The organism is Ascidiimonas aurantiaca, assembly GCF_037646345.1.
Lineage (GTDB): Bacteria > Bacteroidota > Bacteroidia > Flavobacteriales > Flavobacteriaceae > Ascidiimonas > Ascidiimonas aurantiaca.
On sequence record NZ_JBBEWR010000015.1, the window covers coordinates 21,905 to 42,895 of the forward strand.

Here is a 20,991-nt window from a genome sequence, read left to right on the forward strand (position 1 = left end):
GTTCCAAAGGAACAGCTGGTAATATAGAAATTAATTCTGTAAAGACTGTAAAAAAAAGATTATCTAAAACTGGTAACGCCAAACTTTTTAGCTTCTTCTACTGCCTTTGGTGCCAGTCTTTTCAGGTTTTGAATTCTTGTGTCATTAGAGGGGTGTGTACTGAGAAACTCTGGCGGTGCCTGCCCTCCGCTTTTTTCTTTCATTCGCTTCCACAACTCTGAAGCTTCATAAGGATCATATCCTGCAATGGCCATAAGCTGTATTCCTATGGCATCTGCTTCATTTTCATGGCTACGGCTAAAGGGCAACATGCCCAGTACATTGGAGCCTAACCCATACGCCACATTAAACAACTGCTGGTCCTGCTCGTCTTTACTCAAGGCAATGTTTCCTGCTACCGCTCCTAATTGTTGCAATGTGCCGGCACTCATACGCTGCGCTCCGTGATCTGCCAAAGCGTGAGCAACTTCATGCCCTAAAACTACTGCCAGCCCGGTTTCTGTTTGCGTAATGGGTAAAATACCGGTATAGACAGCAATCTTACCTCCGGGCATAGCCCATGCATTTACCTGGTCAGACTTAATGAGTGTATATTCCCAACGATAATCTTTGAGATATCCGGGATGGCCATTGGCGGTTAACCATCGTTCGGCAGCAGAGGCAATTCGCTCACCTACATTTTTAACCATGGTTGCCTGACTGGTTCCAGTAACGACTTCACTCTCCGTCAACACCTGGTCGTATTGCTGAAAAGCCATTGGGAATATCTGAGTGTTTGAATAAAAATTAAGCGTGCTCCTCTGTGTAAAAGGGTTGGTTTTACATGAGAAAACAAAGAAAAATACAGAGAAAAAGAATACTGTTCGTTTCATCTTTGATTAAAATTGTTCTGATTAAAGTTACAAAATATTATAATTCGCCAATAATATGCAATTCGGTAAAATCTTTATCTATACTAAGTGTATTGTTTCCGTTCACTTTTACATCTTCAAAAGGGATCTCTACGTTATCAAATTGTATGGCTTTCACTTTAAAAGGTAATCCGTGAAGCTTTATACAAAATTTTTCATAGGTAGTATTATACTTTCCTTCTTTGTGATGTTGTATGATCAGTTCGTTGGGTTTGCCAGTAAGTTTAAACGTACGCAGGCAAAAACGCCCTTTTTTATAGTCGTACCCATCGTTTGAGTCTTCATAGACCGATGATTTCTCTTTCCCAAGTTTATAATACACATCCAGAGTGAGTTCTTTAATTTCTTTTTCTCCTACGTATTGTTGTACGGGATATTTAGGTATTACGGCACCTTCTTTTATAAACAATGGTATCTTATCCAGATCGGCTACTACCCAGTGTTCTTTACCTCCGGTTACGACTTCTTCGTTCCAGTAGTTGTACCATTGCCCTTTGGGAATGTACATTCTTCTTCCCTGAGCATTGGGTTCAAGGATGGGGCATACCAGAATATGTTCTCCAAAAATAAACTCATCTGTGCGATAGTGGGTCTGTGAATCGTCTTGGTCATAATAAACCAGTGATTTGATCATGGGTATTCCCTCGTTGGCATATTTCCAAAACATGGTATAAAGGTAGGGAAGCAACTGGTACCGTAATTCAATAAATTTTCGGGTAATAGTAAGCACTTCTTCATCAAATGACCAGGGTTCCTGATCACCGTGATCTCCACTGGAATGCACTCTGCAAAACGGATGAAAAACACCGAGTTGTATCCACCTGGTAAAAAGCTCTCCGGTAGGGTGCTCGGCAAATCCTCCAATATCGGTGCCGGTAAAGCTCATTCCGCTCATACATAAACGTTGTACCTGTATGTTCGCTATCCAGAGATGCTCCCATGTAGCTACGTTATCTCCGGTCCAGGAAGATGTGAATCGCTGCGCTCCGGAATAGGCAGATCTGGTAATGATAAAAGGGCGCTTGGGAAAAGCAAAGCGTTTAACTCCCTCATAGGTAGCACGGGCCATTTGCATACCATATACATTATGTGCCTTACGATGGCTACATGGGTGCCCGTCATAATCATGTCTCACATCCAGAGGAAAGGTCTTGGTCGGTACTTCCATCACAGCCGGTTCGTTCATATCGTTCCATACGCCTTTTACGCCAATATCGGCTATGAGTTCTTTAAAAAGGCCGGCCCACCATTCACGCACTTCGGGTTTTGTATAATCGGGAAAGTTACATTCTCCGGGCCATACTTTTCCACGCATGTAGGGGCCATCTGCCCGTTTGCAGAAATAATCATTTTCAATGGCCTGTCGGTACACCCAGTAATCTTTATCTATTTTTATTCCGGGATCAATAATAACTACAGTTTTAAATCCATCATCTGCCAGGTCGCTTACCATTTGTTTCGGGTCTGGAAAATATTCTTTGTTCCAGGTAAAACAGCGAAAACCATCCATATAATCTATATCGAGATAAATCCCGTCGCAGGGAATTTTTAATTCTCTGAATTTGGAAGCGATGTCACGTACTTTACTTTCGGGGTAATAGCTCCATTTACACTGATGGTAGCCCAGAGTCCAAAGCGGGGGAAGCTCGGGTTTACCTGTAAGGTCTGTATAGCTGGAAACTACCTGGGCTATAGAAGGGCCATAAAAGAAATAGTAATTCATTTCACCACCGTCTGCCCAAAAACTGGTTACGTTCCTTCGTTCGTGGCAAAAATCAAAATGTGTTCGAAAAGTATTATCGAAAAAAATACCATAGGCCATTTTACGATTTAGCCCAATATAAAAAGGTACATTTTTATATAAAGGATCCTGATCTTTACCAAAGGCATACTGATCGGTACCCCAGTTATAAAGCCTTTTTCCTTTGAGGTTTACATGAACCGGTTTATCTCCCAAGCCATAAAAACTTTCTGCCTCATTAATGGCTTTACTCATTTTTACAATATTACCTCCAAATTCATAGTTTTCTTCCCAGTGAAAACCCTGCTCATCTTCATTGATCAGGTTTCCTTCCAGATCATAAATACTAACTCTCAAGTTCTCTTTTTGTATGGTAAGTACTAATTTGGCGGTAGTTACTTTATATTCATCTCCTACTTCTGACACTTCCAGGTGATTGTATCCGAAATTGGCTTCCTGATCTATAGCATATGAAAAATCGGGTTCAAAAACCCCTTCTGTGGCATACCGAAAACGGATCACACTGTCTCTTAGAACAGAAACTTCCAGAATAACATCGTTACGCGTGTAGAAGTAAATACGATCGACCTCTTTTTTGTAATTTACAATATAAGAAGGGTATAAATTACCTTTATACTCAAGTTCTGTGTTCGTAATCATGGCGGATATTTATAATAGCCTACAAATGAAATACTTTTAGGCTTAAAAAGAAATAAATGTTTATAAAAATTGAAAAACGACCACTCCTAAAGGCGGAATGGTAATGGTTGCTGAAAAGGAATGTTGCTGAAAGGCATGCTCCTGAATGGGAATTTCTTTTTTATTACTTACACCGCTTCCTCCGTATTTTTTGAAATCACTGTTAAATATCTGGCCAAGCCTTCCTTTTCTGTCTAAACCAATTCTGTACTCTTTTAATACCCCGGGAGTAAAGTTACAGGCTATGACAAGGTCCTGCTCAGGGTTATGCCCCTTACGCATATAGGTTAGTACGGAATTGGCGGCATCATTATAGTTTATCCATTCAAAGCCTTTATCGCTAAACTGTTTTTCATACAATGCAGGATGGCTCTTATAAACTTCATTCAGATCGGTAATGAGTTTCTTGATCCCTTTATGAAAATCATATTGTAAAAGATGCCAGTCCAGGCTTTGCTCAAAATCCCATTCTTCTGACTGAGCGATCTCTGCTCCCATAAAAAGCAGTTTTGTGCCGGGATGGGTGTACATATAGCTATACAGGGCTCTGAGGTTGGCAAATCTTTGCCATTCATCACCAGGCATACGCCCGAGTAAGGAACGTTTTCCATATACTACCTCATCATGAGATAGCGGCAACATGAAGTTTTCGGTAAACGCATAGGTCAAACTGAAGGTAATATCATTTTGATGATATTTTCGGTAAATAGTATCTTTCTTGAAATATTCCAGGGTATCATGCATCCATCCCATCATCCATTTCATTCCAAAACCAAGGCCTCCGGTATATACGGGTTTGGATACACCTGTAAAAGAGGTAGATTCTTCTGCTATGGTCTGTACTCCTTTAAAACTGCTATATACTTCCTGATTAAGCTCTTTGAGAAATGAAATAGCCTCCAGGTTTTCTCTCCCTCCGTACTGGTTGGGTTCCCACTCTCCATCTTCACGGGAATAATCAAGATATAGCATGGAAGCCACGGCATCTACTCTAAGGCCGTCTGCATGAAAGACATCCAACCAGAAGAGTGCATTACTAATAAGAAAAGAGCGTACTTCATTGCGGCCATAATTAAAAATAAGGCTCTTCCAGTCCGGGTGAAAGCCTTTACGCCTGTCAGGATGTTCATAGAGATGAGAGCCGTCAAAGAAACCCAATCCGTGTGCGTCTTCGGGAAAATGAGAAGGTACCCAATCAAGAATGACACCTATATTGTTCTGATGTAGTGTGTCTATAAGCAGCATAAAGTCTTCAGGGTTTCCAAACCGTGATGTTGGAGCAAAATATCCGGTGAGTTGGTAACCCCAGGAAGGATCGTAAGGATACTCCATCACGGGCATAAACTCTACATGGGTAAACCCGGTTTCTTTCAGGTAGTTTACCAGTTCCTGAGCCAGTTCTTTATAGGTTAAAGACCGGTTTTCATCTACATTTTTCTTCCAGGACCCCAGATGCATTTCATATACGGCATAGGGCCTGTCCAGGCTGTTCTTATCTTCCCGGTACCCCATCCATTTACTGTCTTTCCAGGCATATTCTTTATCCCACACCACGGATGCCGTTCTGGGAGGGTGCTCACAAGATCTGGCAAAAGGATCGGCTTTTTCTGTTTGTATGCCGCTTGCATGAGATTCAATTTTGTATTTGTACAGGGCGCCGTTACTTACGTTGGGCACAAAGCCTTCCCAGATACCACTTTCGTCCCACCTCACAAAAAGTTTGTGTTCTCCTTCCTGCCAGTAATTAAAATCCCCTATAACAGATACACTTTTGGCCGTGGGTGCCCACACTGCAAAATAAGTGCCTTTTACGCCATCTTTTTCAATACAATGCGCCCCGAATTTTTCATAAAGCCGGTAATGTTTTCCCGATTTAAAAAGATTGATATCAAAATCTGTAAACAGACTGTGCGCTAACGCTTTATTCATTTTTTATCAATTAGTTATAATTCATAATACTGGCTATTCCTTCCAGAGGAATGACAGCCCATCGCGGACGCGAATTAAGTTCATATCCTAACTCATAAACGGCTTTTTCGAGCATACAATATTTTAGTATAAATTCTATTTCCCGGCTGTACCCTATGTTAAGGTTTTCATGCTGTACTTTCTCTACATAGGTTTCCATAAAGACACCAACCATAAAACGATATAGTATTTCTCCGGCTTTGAACAATTCGTGTTTATCATGCGAATACTTGTCACTGTTGTTAAAAATAGTGGAGTAAATGGCATAATGAAAAGAACGAAACATCCCTGCAACATCTTTGAGAGGGGGTTGTTTTACTTTACGGTCACGTATGGTACTTTCAGGCTCTCCTTCAAAGTCAAGCAAATAAAAATCATCTCCATGTACCAGTACCTGGCCCAGATGGTAATCGCCATGAATACGAATACGCTCCCCTTTGAGCTGAGTCCAGTCAAAATCTAAAAATCGCTTTCGTATCTCTTTTTTTCGTTCCAGGAACTGTTGTGCCAGCTCCATAGCTATCCCGTCTAGTTTGTGTAAATTGTTCTCAATAGTGTTTAAGCGGTTCTGGAACTGATAAATAAGACGGTTTTTGAGCCAAACGGTATAATCTCCGTTATAGTGGGCCGGGGTAAATGCTGTGTTGTGAATATCACTCCCCAGGGCAATGTGCATTTGGGCAGTACGAAGTGCTAACTGACGTATTTTAGTAAACAGATTAAGTCCTGCCCAATCTATAATCTCTGGCGGAATGTCTGTAATACGCAATCGTTTAAAAAGAGAAACTTCCGGTAAGCTGTTTACTGTTATCTTTTTGTATTCGAGATTGGAAAAAACTTTATGCAGTTCCTTCAGCATGTATGCCCAGGCATCTCCTTCATTGGGCACCAGTTCCTGCATAAGAGCCAGTGTAATTACTTCTTCTTTGTTATGACTTACACTTATACTTCCGGTATATGCAGGTGTGTTGGTAAAAGAACTGTTTTCGGTGAGAAATCGGCTTATCTCATAATCAGGATTTGTATTTATGTAAATACGTCTAAAGAACTTAAGCACGAGTTTGTCATTGTAAATAATAGAGGTATTACTCTGTTCAACCCCCATAAAACGGGAAGATATATATTTCTTTTCCTCCAGGCTCCTGCCTTTGTGAAATCGTACTTTAAGCGCCTCTTCTTTGCTTTCTGCATGCAGGATACATTCAAACAAATGCTTTCTAAAAGCTTCCAGGTGCAGTGCATCTATCAGATATCCTTCTCGGTCATTGCATTGTAATTTGCAGATGGTGGTATAATCTTCATTTTGATGAACGGAACTGAATGCCAGTGGTATGAAATAGTTTTGAAAAAATGCTTCTTTAAAGTTTACTTCTAACAACACACCGTAGTACAGATCGTTTCCGGAAACTATAGGAAAGTGATCTACAATCTCAATATATTTTAAAGTACTGGCTTTACCGGCATACCACCTTTTCTGAACAATATACTTTTCAAGTATGTCTTCTGAAAATACTTTCACAAACTCTTCATCATCAAAAACTGTATCCCAGTTCGTTTTAAACGAAAAGGAAGCTTTGAATATCTCCTGCCCGGTTGCTTTTTCCATGACTATGTATTGATTTTAAACAGGTGAAAAGGTAATGAAGGGTCGAGCTCTACAAAACACCATTCTTTGTCCCATACATAACTACTGCCTGTAACCGTATCTAACAAATGCATTTGTTGCCCTTCTTTAAGGCCCAGTTCGGCCAAAGGCACTTTGATCCATGCCTGCCTCTTATAATAAGAATCCAGGCTAACTACCATGAGGGTTTCATCTTTTCTGTCGTCATCATATTTGTAATACGCCATGACCTTGTCGTTATCGGTCTCACAAAAAAGAATGTTATGAGTTTGTTGTAAGGAGGTGTATTTTTTACGAGAGGCATTCAGCTTTTTTATGATACTGGTTAATTTGTTTTCCAATGCCCAGTTCCAATGCCGTATCTCATATTTTTCAGAGTTGAGATATTCTTCTTTCCCGGGATATGGTTCTGAGACCATTTGTTCAAATACGGGTCCGTAAATACCTGTATTAGAGCTTAAAGTTGCTGCCAGAAAATATCTGTGTAAATAGGTAGCTTCGTTGGCTCCCTGAAGAGAATACGGATTAATATCGGGTGTATTGGGCCAAAAATTGGGTCTAAAATATTCTTTTTGATCGGTTTGTGTAAGCTCGGTCATATAGTCTATGAGTTCCTCTTTGGTATTCCTCCATGTAAAATAGGTATATGATTGTGTAAAACCCTGTTTGGCAAGTTGCTGCATTACTTTAGGGCGGGTAAATGCCTCAGACAGAAAAAGTACATCGGGATAGCGGCTTTTTACTTTCTTGATAAGCCAGCCCCAAAAATGAAATGGTTTGGTGTGGGGGTTATCTACTCTAAAAATCCTTATGTTACAGTGTTCTATCCAGAAAAACATAATGTCTTTCAGTTCTTCCCAAAGAGCTTCCCAGTCTTTGCTCTCAAAATAAATAGGAAGTATATCCTGGTATTTTTTAGGAGGGTTCTCTGCATATTGCACGGTACCATCGGGTCTCCATTTAAACCATAGCGGATGTTTTTCTACATACGGATGATCTGGTGCTGCCTGTAATGCAAAATCCATAGCGATTTCGATACCCAGGGCCTTTGCTTTATTTACCAGATCAATAAAATCGTCCAGCGTTCCTAACTGCGGATGTACGGACGTGTGTCCTCCATAACGAGAACCAATACCCCAGGGGGAGCCTACATCGTTCTCTTCTGCAGTAGTGGCATTATTTTTACCCTTTCGGTTTACCTCTCCAATAGGATGTATTGGTGGAAAATACAACACATCAAAACCCATATCGGCAATACGGGGCAACAGGCGCTCACAGTCTTTAAAAGTGCCGTGGGTATCTGGTTTTTCGGAAGCGGAACGGGGAAAGAACTCGTACCAGGTAGAAAACCGGGCTTTTAACCTGTCAACATATACCTCTAACTCCGGAGAGCTATAGGCCAGTTTTTTTTCAGGAAACTTTTTAAAGATCTCTCTGAGTTTTTGAGAAGCTGCTTCTTTGATAGATTCTTCATAATGATCTTCACTTGAAAACCATTTTATCAAATTATCCAGATACTTTTTATCCTGCTCATCGGCCTTTGAACTTATTTTCATAAGAAAATCAATTCCCTCCAGCAATTCTGAAACTACATGCTGGTCATCTTCTATTTTTCTTTCAATACTATGTTGCCAATTTAGTGCATAATCAACCCACCCTTCCAGGTAATATGAATACAAACCTTGTTTTTCAACTATAAAAGTGCCTTCCCAAAAATCATTTCCTTTAGGGCACATGCGTACCTCCTTAAAGTTTGTATCATGTTCATGTTTATAACGCAGAGCACATTCTATTACGTCATGCCCGTCTGAAAACACATCTGCCGTGACGGTTACCTTTTCCCCTACAACTCGCTTCACATAATAAAGCCCTCCATTTAACTGAGGAAGAACATTTTCAATAATAACCCGTGTTTGGTTCAACATTTTTAAAAAATTTAGTACCTGCTAAAAATATAAAAAAGCTTTTAAATTAAATAACTTGCACTCCCAAATAGATTCGCTATGTCATCAGAAAACAAAAACGCTTCTTACAGACAGGATATTCAGGTTCCCAAACCTATAATTTATACCGGGCAACTTTTACAGACCTTCTCTAAAAAATGGGCTTCCCGATATGCAGCCAGGCTCTTTATAACCCCTATGAAACACCCTATGCCGAAAAGGGAATTTGAAATGGATCGATCCAGTAATCAATATACTTTACAACTCCCGGAGAGTCAAAAGGAAATTGTAGTCTATGAATACGGAGACGGCCCCAAAACGGCGCTTCTGGTTCATGGCTGGAGCGGCAGAGGTACACAGTTAGTTAAAATTGCCGAAGCTCTGCTGGCACAGGGATACAAAACAGTTAGTTTTGATGCACCCGCCCACGGTAAAGCCAAAGGACGTACGACCAACTTACGTGAGTTTATTGAAGCTGTTTTATTGCTGGATAAGAAAACCGGGCCTTTTGACATAGGTGTAGGACATTCTCTGGGTGGTATGACCCTTCTCAATGCGGTACGAATGGGAATATCTCTTCAAAAAATAGCCATTGTGGGAAGTGGGGATATTGTAACCGATATTATGGATGATTTTGTGTCAAAACTGGAGTTAAAACCTGAAATACGACATCTTATGCAATATAACTTTGAAAACACTTTTGGCGAACCCATGAATAATTATGCGGCCAGTGAAGCCGCCAAAAAAGTACAGGCTCCCGTGTTAGTAGTGCACGATGAAAATGATGTAGAGGTTCCGGTAAGCAGCGCTAAGAACATTGTAAAACACCTCCCCAATGGCGAACTCTTTATTACCCGGGGGTTGGGGCACCGAAAGATTTTAGGGAATGGTACGGTTATTGATAAAATTATTTCATTCATACATAAATCATAAAATATCATGAAAAAATTACTGTCACTTTTAGCATTTACCTCAATACTTTTTATTTCCTGTGAAGGCGATCCCGGCCCTCCGGGTCCTCCCGGCCCGCGTGGAGAAGATGGCTTTAATATAGTAGGAGTCGTTTTTGAAGAGATAGGGGTAAATTTCACACAGGCTAATAATTACAAAGAGTTAATCCCATTTCCGGAAAATATAGAGGTATTAAGAACAGATATCGTTTTGGTATATCTTTTAGAGGATGTAGTAAATGATGGGGTTGGAGGTACTGCCGACCTTTGGACCCTGCTTCCAAAAACAATATTTACCTCTCAAGGCACCCTACAATATAATTTTAACCATTCTTTTTTTGATGTTGAGGTTTCTTTGGAGGCTGATTTTAATCTCAATAATGTCCCTCAGGGCTTAGCTCTGGATCAAGTGTTTAGAATTGCTATTATCCCGGCAGATGAGTTCTCTCAAATGACTGATGTAAACCTCAACAGCATGCAGGAAGTCATGCAGGCCTTGAATAAAACCCAAAAAGATATAATTAAAACTTTTTAAAACTTTAAAATCAGGTTACAAATTGTAATCCTAAGGTATTGCTTACGACCTACCTATCATATAATCCGTAACTTTACAAAAACGAAGTTTATGAAACATATTTGGTTGTTAGGTGTGTTGTTTTGCCTTGTCGGTTGTCAGGGAAATGCCCAGCAAAAACACAAGGCATCAAAAACACAAAAAGAAGAGAAAACATATGCAATACAAAAAACTGATGCAGAATGGAAAGCGCAGTTAACCGATATGGAATATTTTGTTTTGCGTAAAAAAGGAACCGAAAGGGCCTTTACAGGAAAATACAATAAGTTTTATGAAGAAGGTACATATGTTTGTGCCGGATGTGGCACAAAACTTTATGAAAGTCCGTATAAATATAACAGTGGTAGCGGTTGGCCTTCATTTGACAGAGGCTTTGATGCCAACCTGGCCTATGAGAATGACACTTCACACGGAATGGTACGCACAGAAATACTTTGCGGCTCCTGTGGCGGCCATCTGGGCCATATTTTTAATGACGGACCTGCAGATACTACAGGGAAAAGACATTGCATTAACTCGGTAGCACTTAAATTTATCCCAAAAAATGAAACCAACTAAATCATATCCTTTTACAAAAAGCGAAGCTGAATGGAAGGAGGTATTGACCCCGGAAGAGTATCGAATACTTAGGGAGCAAGGTACGGAGTACCCGAATACGGGTAAATATAACCTTCATTTTGAAAAAGGATCGTACGTATGCAAGGGTTGTAAGCAGCCCCTGTTTGAAAGTGATCAAAAATTTGAAAGCGGATGCGGATGGCCCAGTTTTGACGATGCCAAAGAAGGGGCTGTAGAGTATCGTAAAGACACCTCTCACGGTATGATACGTACCGAAATTGTTTGTACCCGTTGCGGCGGGCATCTGGGGCATGTTTTTAATGATGGCCCGACTTCTACGGGCATGCGCTATTGTGTAAATTCTGCCAGCATTGATTTTAAAGATATTTCTTAACTTTAGCAACGGCTTCTCCCGAAGCCGTTGTTAATTAATTATCCTTTTATGAAAAAATGGGTACTTTTACTTAGTCTGTTAAATACACTGCTGATAACTGCCCAATCAGGTACTTTGATAGTACTTAATAAATCAGATGATACGGCAGACTTTATCAATCTTGATTCCGGTAAAAGTATGGCTACCCTGCCCACCGGTGATGGCCCACATGAAGTAGCTGTAGCGCCTGATGGCAAAACCGCGGTGATCACCAACTATGGCAGGGCCTCATGGCCGGGAAACTCACTAACGGTACTGGATATTCCCGGAAAAAAAATTATAAAAACCATTACGCTTGACTATAAGGCACCACACGGAATTGAATACATAGAAAAAAATACCGTGCTGGTAACCTGCGAAGAAAGTAAAAAACTCATACAGGTAAATATTAAAACCGGTATTGTTGAGAAAGCGATAGATACGGAACAACAAACCAGTCACATGGTTACTTATGCACCTAAATACCAGCGTGCTTTTGTTGCCAATATACGCTCGGGTAGTGTTTCTGTAATCAACGTAAAACAGGAGCAACTGGAAAAAATACTTCCTACCGGAAACGGGGCCGAAGGACTGGCACTTTCTGCCAACGGAAAAGAAATATGGGTTACTAACAGAGCTTCCAATACCATTAGTGTGGTGGATGCCTCTTCACTTGAGATCAAAGAGACACTTCCCTGTGAAAAGTTTCCCATCAGGGCCAAAGCAACTCCCAACGGGAAATATGTACTGGTCTCAAATGCGCAATCAGGAGATATCAGTGTTTTTGAGGCTGTAGGGAAAAAACTAATAACCAAGATCTCTATGGAAGCTACAGCAAAGGAAAAAGAAGCTTCCCGACTTTTTCAGGATTTTGGTGAAAGCCCGGTTCCAGTGGGTATCCTTGTCCTTCCTGATAGCAAAACGGCTTTTGTAGCAAATACCAATGCTGATATTATTACAGTAATTGATCTCAATACACTACAGGTAGTAAAGCGGCTAACGGCCGGTAAAGAACCGGACGGTTTGGGATACTCGCCCCTGTAGATTTAAATACGGTTAAAAATTTACTCCTTAGAAAGTTATTGCGTAACTTCGTCACTTCAAAAAAATCAGCTAATAAAACTATATTGTAATGAGTACATATGACGTCATTGTTCTGGGAAGTGGTCCCGGGGGATATGTAGCCGCAATAAGGGCCTCTCAATTAGGGTTAAAGACCGCCATTGTAGAAAGAGAAAGTCTGGGCGGAGTATGCCTTAACTGGGGGTGTATTCCTACTAAGGCCCTGCTTAAATCGGCACAAGTTTTTGAATACCTGAAACACGCAGGTGACTACGGGCTGACGGTGAATGATTTTGATAAGGATTTTGATGCTGTTGTAAAGCGAAGCCGCAATGTAGCAGATGGTATGAGTAAAGGCGTACAATTCCTTATGAAAAAGAATAAAATAGATGTGCTGGAAGGGAATGGAAAGATAAAGCCCGGAAAAAAAATAGATGTTCAGGATAAGGACGGGAAAACTACCGAATACAGTGCCCAAAATATTATTATTGCTACGGGAGCCAGATCAAGGGAGCTGCCCAGTTTACCGCAAGATGGCAAAAAAGTAATTGGGTACCGGGAGGCCATGACCTTACCTGAGCAACCTAAGAAAATGATCGTTGTGGGAAGTGGTGCCATAGGCGTAGAATTTGCCTATTTCTATAATTCAATGGGTACGGAAGTTACGGTTGTAGAGTTTCTACCAAAAATTGTTCCCGTAGAAGATGAGGAGGTTTCCAAACAACTGGAACGAAGTTTTAAAAAGAGTGGTATTAAAATAATGACCTCTTCTGAAGTCACCAGTGTAGATACTTCAGGCAAAGGTGTAAAAGCTACCGTAAAAACGCCTAAGGGCGAGCAGGTACTGGAAGCCGATATAGTACTTTCGGCCGTAGGTATCAAATCGAATATTGAGAACATAGGGTTGGAAGAAACCGGTATTGCCGTAGATCGCGATAAAATACTGGTAAATGATTTTTACGAAACCAATATACCCGGTTATTATGCCATTGGCGATGTAACTCAAGGGCAGGCACTGGCTCACGTAGCCTCTGCCGAAGGTATTTTATGTGTTGAAAAAATAGCCGGTATGCATGTAGAGCCGTTAGATTATGGAAATATCCCAGGTTGTACTTATTGCTCACCGGAAGTGGCTTCGGTTGGACTTACCGAAAAACAGGCAAAAGAAAAAGGCTATGATATTAAGGTAGGTAAATTTCCTTTTTCTGCTTCAGGGAAAGCCAAAGCTAGCGGACACGCCGAAGGCTTTGTAAAAGTAATTTTTGATGCCAAGTATGGTGAGTGGCTGGGTTGCCACATGATAGGTAATGGCGTAACCGATATGATCGCAGAAGCTGTAGTTGCACGAAAGCTGGAAACTACCGGACATGAGGTATTAAAAGCAGTTCACCCCCACCCTACTATGAGTGAGGCTGTAATGGAAGCAGTTGCCGATGCCTACGATGAGGTTATCCATCTGTAAACCTTATTTTTTAGCTTATTAATTTATTGTTCAGCTCATAAAAAAAGCGAAAGGATTTCCTTTCGCTTTTTTGTGTATGCTGTTTTGATTCTATTACAGGAACAAGTACCCTACAGATAACTGGAACACGCTGTTGTTTACTTCCAGCATTTGAAAAACATCGGTAAAGCCCATGTTATATCGTGCCTGAAAAAACAGGCCGTTTTCCAGTTGATACCCCAATCCAAGGTTGGCACTTAGATCAAAGATCTCCGCATCTATGTCACGACCTTCCAGTTTATCATTTACCAAAAGCCCTAACTGAGGGCCGGCCTCTACACTAAAATTATCTGTAATATAATATTTGAGCAGTACAGGAACCGCCAGGTAATCTACATCTACGTCAAAATCAATATTATTTTCAGTAATGGTAGTTCCCTGAGATGTATATAAAAACTCTGGTTGTATAGCCCATTTTTCAGATAGTCTGGCCAGTGCCACAAACCCCAGGTGAAAATCGACTTTGCTGTCAAAGTTATCAGAGTCCTCACCTCTGAACATAGCGTAGTTACCCCCGCCTTTTATACCAAATACCACACGCTCCTGTGCGTTGGAAAAAGAAAGTGCTCCCAAAGCACAAATCGCTACTAAAATAAGTCTTTTCATGATGAATTATATTTATAAATTTCGCGCAAAAGTACTGTTCCCGGGAAATTTTTTATTGTGAATTTATCTTTTTTTTGCCGCGATTTTATAAGAAAAAGAACGTCAGTCAGTTAAAAATTTTCCATAAAGTGATTTTTTTTCTACAGAACTGTAAAATGGAATAGAACTGCTTATTTATGAAGGTCACAAAACCAGAATTCATGATCCCAGGAAACTTTAGAGGCGGTTGATTCATTTGATGCATATCCCTGTTTCACAATTTCACCACGAGTAAATAGTACAGGCTTCTTAAAAATGGGGCCGTCAAAAACAAAGGTGTGAAACTCTCCGTTTTCTCCGCAGGGGTCCACTCCTTCCGGTAAATCTTCCAGAAACTGTCTATCAACCAGTCTTCCTGCAAACTCAGGCCCCAGTAAACGGGCATTCACACAAACCGTAATGGCTTTAAATCCGGATTCTATAATTTGCAGGGCCAGTTCTCGGGTATTCATACCCCATAAAGGAAAGATGCCTTTTAGGGATACCTGAGCGAGTTGCTCTTCTCTGTAGGCACGAAGATCTTCAAGAAAGATATCTCCAAACACTGAACCCTTAAAACCCTGATCTGAAAGTGCGGTCATTTCGCTGTGCATAACAGCGTTGTACGATTCCATAGAAACTGCACCTGCAAGGTGTATTATATGTAAAGGCAATCCTGTTTGTTCTACTTGTTCTCTTAGCAACGATTCCCGCAAACCGTGCATAGAAACCCTTTGGTTCGTTTCGTTTACGGTGGTTACTAACAGGGGGACATCTAATTCCGGGTTTTCCATGATCTTATGAAGGGCGAATGCGCTGTCCTTCCCGCTGCTCCAGTTACAAAATACTTTCATAGGTATCAGGATGCTAAAAAACTTTGAATGGCCAGGTCATAGCTTTGCAGGCCAAATCCTAAAATCACACCTTTTGCTGCAGGTGAAATATATGAGGTGTGCCGAAAAGATTCGCGTTTAAATGTATTGGAGATATGCACTTCCACCACCTGGGTTTTTATGGCTTTTACAGCATCACCCAGCCCTACGGAAGTATGTGTATAGGCAGCCGCATTTAAAACTATGCCATCATAACTAAAACCGGTTTGCTGTATTTTATTGATAAGCTCTCCCTCTATATTAGACTGATAATACTCCAGTTCTACATCCCGGTATTTCATTTGTAAGTTCCGGAAGTAGTCTTCAAAAGTAGTATTGCCATACACGTCTGGTTCCCGCTTACCCAGTAAATTAAGGTTAGGGCCGTTAATAATAATGATCTTCATACAATACAGGTTCTTGCAATGTAAAGGTAACCAAAACCCAAGACAGAAAAAAGCGGAAGAGAACTTCCGCTTTTTAATATGTTTATTGTACGCGTTGTGGTTCCAAGCTTAATTCAAACCAACCTGTTGAATATTTTCTGATAAAATACAGTGTGGTCATAACAGAACGTCCTACCACTACATCATCACCAAAATTAATGATCACAGCTCCTAATTGATCATTGCCCTGGGTAAATGTTTTTTGAATAGTCTGGCTATCGGTCGTTTCCAGAGATGATCCAAATTTCAGACCTATTTTTTTAAGGATCCCATCGATAGGGTCTATTGAAAAATTATTGGCAAACTTGACACTTCTGGTATCTGTGATCGTGGTCGTAACTAATAAGTCTATTTCTTCAATTTCTATCTTGATAGAAGAGGCATACTGGTTAAGGTCCCAGTTAAAAATAGGTAATCTGGGGTGATAATCGATTAAATTGATTTTGTTTGGAAAATATAAATTCGCTGCTTTCCTGAACTCTATATCAAATAATTCTTCAGGTTGCGCCGAAAAATAGGTGATTAACTCAGAACCAAGCCCGTTTCTACCATTAAAAAGTACCCGTACCTTAAACTCAAAAAAACCTTCGGTCCAAATGGAAGAACTGCTTCCTATTTTGTATCCGTACATCTCCGGATCTCCTGATTGATCTGAGATCTTATCATACACACTTCTCGGATCTCCATTAAGTTTGAAAAAGCTAATATGCTCCTGAAAGTCATACGAAAACTGTCCTTTGGTAGTAGCGGGCGATATATTATAGTAAATATAATCGCGTTGCCAGCCGTCAGCCGTGTTATAAATATTGTAGGCATCAGCAACAGTTTGGTCTAAAGTGGAAGTTAATCTATCAAAATTGTCTGACTTGAGTACATGATCTCCTTGATTTAGTTTTTTGTCTATACCATTAAAAACATCGTCTAAAAACACAAACTCTTCATTAGAAGCGGTTCTAAAATACCCGCCTTTTATACTGGATTTGGAAACAGGTAACCCGCTATGAGCCTTTACCACCCGTTCATTTTCCTTAACCACTACTACCGGAAAAGCCGGAATACTGCCGGGTTGTATAAGGTCAATGGTATTCTCACGAACAACAGGTACCACATTGCTGTTACTGAGTTGTATGGCTACCTCCGGCACATCATTATACGTATCCCAAAGTGCTGCCGAAAAAGAGTCTTCAGGTAAAACCGGGACAAAAATAGTTAATGTGGGGAGTTCACTTTCAATCACATTCATAGTTGAGGTATCGATCATATACGATCGTAAATATTCATCTACGGTAAGGTCATTCTCGAGTTTTTGGTGCTTAATCGCTGCATACAATACATCATAATCATTGTCAAACATTTTGAGGGCTTCTTGTTTGATCAATTGTCTTAAAGCGTCACTTTGCATCATGCCCGCTTTAAGGGCCATACTAAATTCTCGTTTTAACAGGTCTTTTGGATGGGTAAATACCTTTTCTGTCTCTGGAGATGAGCTTATTTCATCAATAGTATTCTCTGGCTCATATTCACATGACAGCAATAGAAATAATGTAGATAAAGAACATAGGTAAATAAAATTTTTCATACAAAAATATTTAAGATTTAGATTACAAATCTATTTTTATATGAATTATCAAAATATGATAAATATCAGTATCCAAAAAGTAAAATATTAAAACTAGATATATAACATATACTGTGAAGAAAACAAAATTTAAAGAATATACTGCAAAAAAAAAAGCGCATGAGTAAACCCATACGCTTTTTAATTTTAATTTTTTTTTACAAAAAGAAGTAGCCTACTGAAAGCTGAAAAACTCCATTTTGAAGATCTCCACCGTCAAAGGTATCAGTTAATCCCAGGTTATATCTTCCCTGGAAATAAAAACCATTGTCAAGACGATAGCCAAGGCCAAAATTAGCTCCGAAATCAATTGATTCTGCATCAATATCTTCTCCTACAAGCTCATCATTAATTACAAAACCAATCTGAGGCCCTGCTTCAAGACTTAATCCTTCTGCTACGAAAAACTTTAGCATTAAAGGAAGATTGATGTAGTCAAGTTTAATATCTATATCACTCACAGAAGCTCCCTGAGCTGAGTATAAAAGCTCTGGTTGAAACGCAAATTTTTCAGAGAACTTTACTTCTAAGATAGCCCCCAAATGAAAGTTGGTTCTTCCATCAAAGCCATCAGAATCATCGCCGTTAAGTGATGCAAAGTTTACACCTGCTTTAGCACCAAGACTAATATCCTGCGCTTGTGAAGTAAATACAAAACCAGCAGCGAAAACTGCTACAAAAAATAGTTTTTTCATGATGAATATGTTTAAATTTCCGAGACAAATTTAGGATTCTTATTGAATTATTAACAAATTGCTAGCTTTTTTTTAGTGATTTTTATATAATTACAAGAAATTCAAACAGTTACCTTAATACCGGTTGCCATACCTTAAACTGTTTTTTTACACTTTCTGTTTACTATCTTTACCCTGTTATGAAATGGGAACACGCCATAAGAGACTATTGTCACTATCTGAAAATAGAGAGAGGCCTTGCCAATAATACGGTAAAAGGCTATGAAAGGGATATACGAAAACTGATTGACTTTCTGGAAACACAAAGCATTACCCAAAACCCGATAACCATCGCGGAAAACAATATAAGGTTGTTTATTCACGACATAGCGCTTCATCATAACCCCAAGACACAGGCACGTATTATCTCGGGTATGCGTAGCTTTTTTAACTATCTTATCTTTGAAGACTACCGTACTTCCAATCCTATGGAGCTTATAGAGGCCCCTAAAACACCACGTAACCTGCCTGATACGCTTAGTGTAGAAGAAATTGACAAACTCATCACTACGGTAGATCTTTCCAAACCGGAAGGCGAACGAAACCGGGCCCTTCTGGAAACTTTATATGGTTGCGGACTACGGGTATCGGAACTTATTTCTTTGCGTATTTCTGATATTTATTTTGAAGAAGGTTTCTTAAAAGTAACCGGTAAAGGGAATAAACAGCGCCTGGTGCCTCTGGGAAACATTACCCAAAAGTATATCTCCATTTACCTCAAAGAGTTGCGCCCGCATGTACCGATACAAAAAGGATTTGAAGATATTCTGTTCCTGAACAGAAACGGTAAAATGCTCTCCAGGGCCATGATCTTTAAGATCGTAAAAGAACTGGCCCAAAAAGCCGGTATTCGAAAAAAGATAAGTCCGCACACCTTTCGGCACTCTTTTGCCTCCCATTTACTGGAAAATGGGGCCGATTTGAGAGCTATTCAGCAAATGCTGGGTCATAAAAGCATTACCACCACCGAGATCTATATGCATATTGACCGTAGTCACCTGGCTGCGGTATTAAACAAGTACCATCCGCGTAAAAAAATAAACATATGAGTACAGATACTCACTATACCTGGTGGAAAGAAGGGATTGTATATCAAATATACCCGCGAAGCTTTCAGGACAGCAATGGGGACGGTATTGGTGACCTTAGAGGTATCATCAACCGGCTGGACTATCTGGAGAGCCTGGGTATTGATATTGTATGGCTCAATCCGGTATATGAATCTCCCAATGATGACAACGGGTATGATATAAGCAACTATCGTGACATCATGGCTGAGTTTGGAACGATGTCTGATTTTGACGAGTTGCTCACCGGTTTGCATGACAGAGGCATTCGCCTGGTGATGGATCTGGTAGTGAACCATAGCAGCGATGAACATGAGTGGTTTAAACAATCTCGCAGCTCCAGAGACAACCCTTACAGAGAGTATTACCACTGGTGGCCCGCCGAAAAAGGAACCCCGCCAAAACGCTGGAGCTATTTTGATGTAAATGGCAATGCCTGGCAATATGACCAAAAAACCGATGCCTATTACCTACACTATTTTTCTGTAAAGCAGCCCGACCTTAACTGGGAAAACCCGGTGGTACGCAAAGAGATTTACGAAATGATGCGTTTTTGGTTTGAGAAAGGGATAGACGGTTTTCGTATGGATGTTATTTCGTTTATTTCCAAGGACACTGCTTTTCCTGAACTTCCTGAAAAGTATAAAGGTGATTTTGTCTCGTTTTATGCCAACGGACCACATTTACATAAATATTTGAATGAGATGCATGAAGAGGTACTCTCTCAATACGATGTTATGACGGTTGGTGAGGCTCCGGGCATATCCCTTGCTAATGCACTCGATCTTGTAAATGAAGATCGTAAAGAGTTACAAATGTTTTTTCATTTTGACCTGATGTCACTGGACAGGGCTCCGGGCGATGTATTTAGTATGCGCAAAGAACCGTGGCTACTTTCAGAATTTAAAAAAATCCATTCAGACTGGAGTGAAGTATTTTCATCCAAAGGCTGGGGCAGTATCTTTCTGGGTAATCACGATTTTCCACGTATGGTAAGTCGCTGGGGAAATGACCATCCAAATTTCTGGTATTACTCAACCACCATGTTGCAAACCTTTTTACTCACTATGAGAGGTACCCCCTATGTGTATTACGGAGATGAAATTGGGATGACCAATATACGCTTTGAGAACATGGCTGATTATCGGGATATCAACACCTTGAATGCCTACCATGCTGCAGCTCATAATGGAGAGGATCTGGAAGCTTTTATGGAAAATGAAAAACATACTGCACGTGACAATGCCCGCACACCCATGCAATGGGATACTTCTACCCACGCCGGTTTTAGTAAAGCTGAACCGTGGATACGTGTAAATACCAATTATGTAAACGGGATCAATGTAACGCATCAGGAACGCCAGGCAAACTCCGTGCTCAACTATTTTAAAAAACTGGTACAAATGCGCAGGCAGCACAAAACACTGGTGTATGGTGATTATACCATATTATCCCCTGCTAATGAACAGGTATATGCCTATCTGCGTACCCGGGAAGAAGACTGCATTCTCGTACTCCTCAGTTTTTCTAAAGAAAGTGTTGACTTTGAAATAAAAGAACAGGTTTATAAAAAAGCATCCCTGCTTCTCTCTAATGCCCCGGCAAAAAAAGAAACTTCTCATACTGTTTTTAAACTACGGCCCTATCAGGCCTCAGTATATAAACTAGGCTAAAGTGCACCTATTTA

18 protein-coding genes are annotated in these 20,991 nt (G+C 40.3%); 8 read left to right on the forward strand and 10 right to left on the reverse strand.

Annotation, left to right across the window (positions count from 1 at the left end; genetic code table 11):
- Positions 1-59: 59 nt before the first annotated feature.
- Genes WAO84_RS14490 through WAO84_RS14510 form a run of 5 tightly spaced genes read right to left on the reverse strand, consistent with a single transcriptional unit; the run spans position 60 to position 8,868 of the window.
- On the reverse strand, positions 60-872 hold the full coding sequence (locus WAO84_RS14490) for a M48 family metallopeptidase (protein WP_340066685.1): 813 nt from the start codon (positions 870-872) through the stop codon (positions 60-62).
- A gap of 37 nt (positions 873-909) precedes the next feature.
- Entirely contained in the window at positions 910-3,312 is a 2,403-nt protein-coding gene (locus WAO84_RS14495; RefSeq protein ID WP_340066687.1) for a glycoside hydrolase family 31 protein, read from the reverse strand.
- 60 nt (positions 3,313-3,372) lie between these two features.
- The gene (gene glgB / locus WAO84_RS14500; protein WP_340066688.1) at positions 3,373-5,280 is read right to left on the reverse strand and encodes a 1,4-alpha-glucan branching protein GlgB; all 1,908 of its coding nucleotides are present in this window, start codon (positions 5,278-5,280) and stop codon (positions 3,373-3,375) included.
- Positions 5,281-5,290: 10 nt separating this feature from the next.
- Positions 5,291-6,925 (reverse strand): maltokinase N-terminal cap-like domain-containing protein, encoded by a 1,635-nt coding sequence (locus tag WAO84_RS14505; RefSeq protein ID WP_340066690.1) that lies wholly within the window; start codon positions 6,923-6,925, stop codon positions 5,291-5,293.
- A 2-nt stretch (positions 6,926-6,927) separates the two neighbouring features.
- Positions 6,928-8,868 (reverse strand): alpha-1,4-glucan--maltose-1-phosphate maltosyltransferase, encoded by a 1,941-nt coding sequence (locus WAO84_RS14510; RefSeq protein WP_340066691.1) that lies wholly within the window; start codon positions 8,866-8,868, stop codon positions 6,928-6,930.
- Between the two features lie 78 nt (positions 8,869-8,946).
- Between WAO84_RS14510 and WAO84_RS14515 the strand changes: the two genes are divergently transcribed.
- The 6 genes from WAO84_RS14515 to lpdA all read left to right on the forward strand — a co-directional run bounded on the left by WAO84_RS14515 (position 8,947) and on the right by lpdA (position 13,904).
- On the forward strand, positions 8,947-9,819 hold the full coding sequence (locus tag WAO84_RS14515; protein ID WP_340066692.1) for an alpha/beta fold hydrolase: 873 nt from the start codon (positions 8,947-8,949) through the stop codon (positions 9,817-9,819).
- 6 nt (positions 9,820-9,825) lie between these two features.
- A complete protein-coding gene (locus WAO84_RS14520) occupies positions 9,826-10,371 on the forward strand; it encodes a collagen-like protein (protein WP_340066694.1) in 546 nt (181 codons plus the stop codon).
- A gap of 90 nt (positions 10,372-10,461) precedes the next feature.
- A complete protein-coding gene (msrB, locus tag WAO84_RS14525) occupies positions 10,462-10,968 on the forward strand; it encodes a peptide-methionine (R)-S-oxide reductase MsrB (RefSeq protein ID WP_340066695.1) in 507 nt (168 codons plus the stop codon).
- On the forward strand, positions 10,955-11,362 hold the full coding sequence (msrB, locus tag WAO84_RS14530) for a peptide-methionine (R)-S-oxide reductase MsrB (protein WP_340066697.1): 408 nt from the start codon (positions 10,955-10,957) through the stop codon (positions 11,360-11,362). Before msrB (WAO84_RS14525) ends, msrB (WAO84_RS14530) begins: the two co-directional genes overlap by 14 nt.
- A gap of 48 nt (positions 11,363-11,410) precedes the next feature.
- Complete coding sequence (locus tag WAO84_RS14535) at positions 11,411-12,424, forward strand: YncE family protein (RefSeq protein WP_340066699.1); 1,014 nt, start codon at positions 11,411-11,413, stop codon at positions 12,422-12,424.
- Positions 12,425-12,512: 88 nt separating this feature from the next.
- Positions 12,513-13,904, forward strand: coding sequence for a dihydrolipoyl dehydrogenase (gene lpdA / locus WAO84_RS14540; protein WP_340066700.1), 1,392 nt, complete (start codon positions 12,513-12,515; stop codon positions 13,902-13,904).
- Between the two features lie 93 nt (positions 13,905-13,997).
- On the opposite strand, the gene WAO84_RS14545 is transcribed toward lpdA, so the two are convergent.
- The 5 genes from WAO84_RS14545 to WAO84_RS14565 all read right to left on the reverse strand — a co-directional run bounded on the left by WAO84_RS14545 (position 13,998) and on the right by WAO84_RS14565 (position 18,198).
- Positions 13,998-14,549, reverse strand: coding sequence for a porin family protein (locus WAO84_RS14545; protein WP_340066701.1), 552 nt, complete (start codon positions 14,547-14,549; stop codon positions 13,998-14,000).
- 170 nt (positions 14,550-14,719) lie between these two features.
- Positions 14,720-15,421, reverse strand: a complete 702-nt coding sequence (locus tag WAO84_RS14550; protein ID WP_340066702.1) for a Dph6-related ATP pyrophosphatase — start codon at positions 15,419-15,421, stop codon at positions 14,720-14,722.
- Positions 15,422-15,426: 5 nt separating this feature from the next.
- On the reverse strand, positions 15,427-15,846 hold the full coding sequence (aroQ, locus tag WAO84_RS14555; RefSeq protein ID WP_340066703.1) for a type II 3-dehydroquinate dehydratase: 420 nt from the start codon (positions 15,844-15,846) through the stop codon (positions 15,427-15,429).
- An 82-nt stretch (positions 15,847-15,928) separates the two neighbouring features.
- Positions 15,929-17,464: a hypothetical protein gene (locus tag WAO84_RS14560; protein ID WP_340066705.1), complete on the reverse strand. Its 1,536-nt coding sequence runs from the start codon at positions 17,462-17,464 to the stop codon at positions 15,929-15,931.
- 197 nt (positions 17,465-17,661) lie between these two features.
- Entirely contained in the window at positions 17,662-18,198 is a 537-nt protein-coding gene (locus WAO84_RS14565) for a porin family protein (protein ID WP_340066707.1), read from the reverse strand.
- A 179-nt stretch (positions 18,199-18,377) separates the two neighbouring features.
- Here WAO84_RS14565 and xerD point away from each other — a divergent pair, with 179 nt between their 5' ends.
- Together xerD and WAO84_RS14575 are read left to right on the forward strand one after the other, a co-directional pair.
- The gene (gene xerD / locus WAO84_RS14570) at positions 18,378-19,286 is read left to right on the forward strand and encodes a site-specific tyrosine recombinase XerD (protein ID WP_340066709.1); all 909 of its coding nucleotides are present in this window, start codon (positions 18,378-18,380) and stop codon (positions 19,284-19,286) included.
- A complete protein-coding gene (locus WAO84_RS14575) occupies positions 19,283-20,977 on the forward strand; it encodes a glycoside hydrolase family 13 protein (protein ID WP_340066710.1) in 1,695 nt (564 codons plus the stop codon). The genes xerD and WAO84_RS14575 overlap by 4 nt, the downstream gene beginning before the upstream one ends.
- Positions 20,978-20,991: the final 14 nt, after the last annotated feature.

Coding starts and splice junctions, on each gene's coding strand:
- WAO84_RS14490 (WP_340066685.1), bottom strand. CDS start 872: ATGAAACGAACAGTATTCTTTTTCTCTGTATTTTTCTTTGTTTTCTCA.
- WAO84_RS14495 (WP_340066687.1), bottom strand. CDS start 3,312: ATGATTACGAACACAGAACTTGAGTATAAAGGTAATTTATACCCTTCT.
- glgB (WP_340066688.1), bottom strand. CDS start 5,280: ATGAATAAAGCGTTAGCGCACAGTCTGTTTACAGATTTTGATATCAAT.
- WAO84_RS14505 (WP_340066690.1), bottom strand. CDS start 6,925: ATGGAAAAAGCAACCGGGCAGGAGATATTCAAAGCTTCCTTTTCGTTT.
- WAO84_RS14510 (WP_340066691.1), bottom strand. CDS start 8,868: ATGTTGAACCAAACACGGGTTATTATTGAAAATGTTCTTCCTCAGTTA.
- WAO84_RS14515 (WP_340066692.1), top strand. CDS start 8,947: ATGTCATCAGAAAACAAAAACGCTTCTTACAGACAGGATATTCAGGTT.
- WAO84_RS14520 (WP_340066694.1), top strand. CDS start 9,826: ATGAAAAAATTACTGTCACTTTTAGCATTTACCTCAATACTTTTTATT.
- msrB (WP_340066695.1), top strand. CDS start 10,462: ATGAAACATATTTGGTTGTTAGGTGTGTTGTTTTGCCTTGTCGGTTGT.
- msrB (WP_340066697.1), top strand. CDS start 10,955: ATGAAACCAACTAAATCATATCCTTTTACAAAAAGCGAAGCTGAATGG.
- WAO84_RS14535 (WP_340066699.1), top strand. CDS start 11,411: ATGAAAAAATGGGTACTTTTACTTAGTCTGTTAAATACACTGCTGATA.
- lpdA (WP_340066700.1), top strand. CDS start 12,513: ATGAGTACATATGACGTCATTGTTCTGGGAAGTGGTCCCGGGGGATAT.
- WAO84_RS14545 (WP_340066701.1), bottom strand. CDS start 14,549: ATGAAAAGACTTATTTTAGTAGCGATTTGTGCTTTGGGAGCACTTTCT.
- WAO84_RS14550 (WP_340066702.1), bottom strand. CDS start 15,421: ATGAAAGTATTTTGTAACTGGAGCAGCGGGAAGGACAGCGCATTCGCC.
- aroQ (WP_340066703.1), bottom strand. CDS start 15,846: ATGAAGATCATTATTATTAACGGCCCTAACCTTAATTTACTGGGTAAG.
- WAO84_RS14560 (WP_340066705.1), bottom strand. CDS start 17,464: ATGAAAAATTTTATTTACCTATGTTCTTTATCTACATTATTTCTATTG.
- WAO84_RS14565 (WP_340066707.1), bottom strand. CDS start 18,198: ATGAAAAAACTATTTTTTGTAGCAGTTTTCGCTGCTGGTTTTGTATTT.
- xerD (WP_340066709.1), top strand. CDS start 18,378: ATGAAATGGGAACACGCCATAAGAGACTATTGTCACTATCTGAAAATA.
- WAO84_RS14575 (WP_340066710.1), top strand. CDS start 19,283: ATGAGTACAGATACTCACTATACCTGGTGGAAAGAAGGGATTGTATAT.